The sequence below is a fragment of the Actinoplanes sp. NPDC051411 genome (assembly GCF_040682075.1).
In the GTDB taxonomy this organism is placed as follows: Bacteria; Actinomycetota; Actinomycetes; order Mycobacteriales; family Micromonosporaceae; genus Actinoplanes.
This window is the reverse complement of sequence record NZ_JBFBAD010000162.1, coordinates 17,899-20,380: the sequence shown is the minus strand read 5'-3', so window position 1 is coordinate 20,380 and position 2,482 is coordinate 17,899. Positions and strand designations below refer to the sequence as shown.

Annotated in this window: 2 protein-coding genes; both read left to right on the top strand. The window is 72.2% G+C overall.

The window, feature by feature from the left end; translation table 11 throughout:
* Nucleotides 1–30 precede the first annotated feature (30 nt).
* Nucleotides 31–267 (top strand): hypothetical protein, encoded by a 237-nt coding sequence (locus AB0M88_RS47090; RefSeq protein ID WP_364113726.1) that lies wholly within the window; start codon nt 31–33, stop codon nt 265–267.
* A 10-nt stretch (nt 268–277) separates the two neighbouring features.
* Nucleotides 278–2,326, top strand: a complete 2,049-nt coding sequence (locus tag AB0M88_RS47085) for a glycoside hydrolase family 27 protein (protein WP_364113724.1) — start codon at nt 278–280, stop codon at nt 2,324–2,326.
* Nucleotides 2,327–2,482 lie beyond the last annotated feature (156 nt).

The window sequence follows — 2,482 nt, the reverse complement described above, 5'->3', positions numbered from 1 at the left end:
CGGGCCGCGGCCGGCGCTCAACCGCGCTAGATCGCGCGGCTGGCCGGCTGCCGCTGGCTCAAGGCGTTTCCGGCCGCCGCCCTGGGGCCGGCCTGGATTTCGGGGCTGAAGGGCCCCTTCCCGGACGTGAACTTTGTCGCCACCGGCGGCCTCAAGGCCGCCGACGCGCCCGCCTACCTGGCCGCCGGGGCCCGGGTGGTCGCGCTCGGCGCCGCACTGGCCGACCCCGGTCAGCGCGATGAGATCGGCAATCTGCTTGCCTCATAAAGGAGTAACCGTGCGATTCCTCCGTACCCTTGCTCTATCCCTGGCCATACCCCTCGCGATCGCAGTGCCGTCAGCCGCGCAGGCGTCGACGGAGAGCAGCCCGCTCACCCCGTACATGGGCTGGAACACCTACTACGGCATCGGCGGCGACCCGACCGCGGCCGAGATCAAGTCGATCGCCGACACGATGGTCAAGGACGGCCTGCGCGACGCGGGTTACAAGATCATCTGGATCGACGGCAACTGGGCCGCGCCCACTCCCCGGAACGCGGCCGGCCAGCTCGTCGCCGACCCGGCCCGGTTCCCGGACGGGATGGCGTCGCTCACCAAATACCTGCACAGCCGTGGTTTCCAGGCCGGCATCTACACCGACGCCGGGCCCTACATCGAGGGCCAGTGCGGGCTCGGCAGCTACGGGCACTACCGCGACGACGTGCGCCTCTTCGCCTCCTGGGGCTTCGACGCGCTCAAGGCCGACTGGCTGTGCGGGCGGGCGTCCGGCATGGATCCCGAGACCGCGTACCGGCAACTCGCGACCGAGGTCGGCAAGTCGCCCCGGCCCATGTTCCTCAACATCTGCAACCCGGTGAGCAGCGACTGGGGCGGCGGACCCTACCCGCCGCAGAACCTGTCCACCTTCAGCTACACCTACGCGCCGCAGATCGCGACCTCGTGGCGCACCTACACCGACGTCGGGGTGGGCGACCCGCAGCCACAGTGGCAATACCAGTGGGTGCTCCGCAACATGGACGTCAACGCCTATCACCCCGGCTCGACGTCGCCCGGTCACTTCAACGACCCGGACTACCTCGTGCCGATGCGGCCGCTGCCCGACGGCGGCACCGAGATGACCTTCGACGAGTCGAAGACCCAGCTCGGCATGTGGGCGATGATGGCGTCGCCGCTGATCATCGGCTCGGACCCGCGTACGCTCCCGGCCGAGATGGTCTCGGCCCTGCGCAACCCGGAGATCCTCGCCGTCGATCAGGACCCGCTGGTGCGTCAGGGCATCAAGGTGGCCGACCCGAGCGGCACCACGCAGGTGTGGAGCAAGCAGCTCGCCGGCTCCGGCAAGCGCTCGGTCGCCCTGCTCAACCGTGGTGACAGTGCCGCGCAGATCACGGTCGACTTCTCGTCGGTCGCACTCAGCGAAACCGGCAGCGTGAAGGTGCGCGACCTGTGGGCTCGCGCCGACGCGGGCACGGCCACCGGCTCCTACACGACCACCGTCCCCGCGCACGGCGTCGCGATGCTCGGCCTGACCGGCACCGACCAGGTCACCGGCACCGACCTCGGGCAGCGCGGAACCGACGGCCCGGCGGTGGCCGGGGGACAGATCTTCGCCCGCTCTTCGAGCGGCACCCTGCAGACGTACGCCGGTGGGCAGTGGCGTGACCTCGGCAAGCGGATCGTCGGGCAGCCGTCGGCGTACGCGTCGGCCGGCGGCCGGGTCGACCTGTTCGTGCGGGGCACGGACGGCCAGGCCTGGCACGGCGTGCTCAACGGTCGCCGTCTCGACTGGACCGCTCTCGGCGGGCACCTGGCCGACGCGCCGACCGCTGCCTTCACGGGCCCGGCCAGCTGGACCGTGTTCGCCCGCGACCCCGGCGGCCAACTCGAGTCGCGGGGGCCGCGCGGCGGCTGGACCAGCCTCGGGGCGCCGGTCGACCCGACTGCGGACGGCTTCAACGGCCGGCCCTCGGCCTCGGTCGACGGGTCGGGCGCGGTGCACGTGGCGGTGCGGGCCCGCACCGACGAGATCTGGGAGCGGGTGCAGACCAACGGCGTGTGGTCGGACTGGCAGAACCTGGGTGGCACGCTGAACGGCAGCCCCACGCTGGTGGCCGCGTCGGGCCGCGTCTACATGTTCGCGGTCGCGGCCGACAACCGGCTCTGGCAGCGCAACTTCGTGGACGGCGCGTGGGGCGGCTGGTTCCAGAGGCCCGAGTTCGCCGCGTTCGAGATCCAGGGCGCGATCGGCGGCGAGTCCGGAGCGGACGGCAGCGCCTCGATCGCACTCCGCGGCGTCGACGGGCACATCCACACGACAACGCTCTAACAGCCTGAGGCGGCACGGCGCGGCGCGGCGTGGCAACACGCGTCGCGCCGCTCGGGGCGAGGTTGGGGCGACATCCGTGCGCGACGTGCGCGGTTCTCGGCCGGGGCGACGCGTGCCGCGCCCGCTGGGGGCGGGGTGGGGCGACATCCGTGCGCG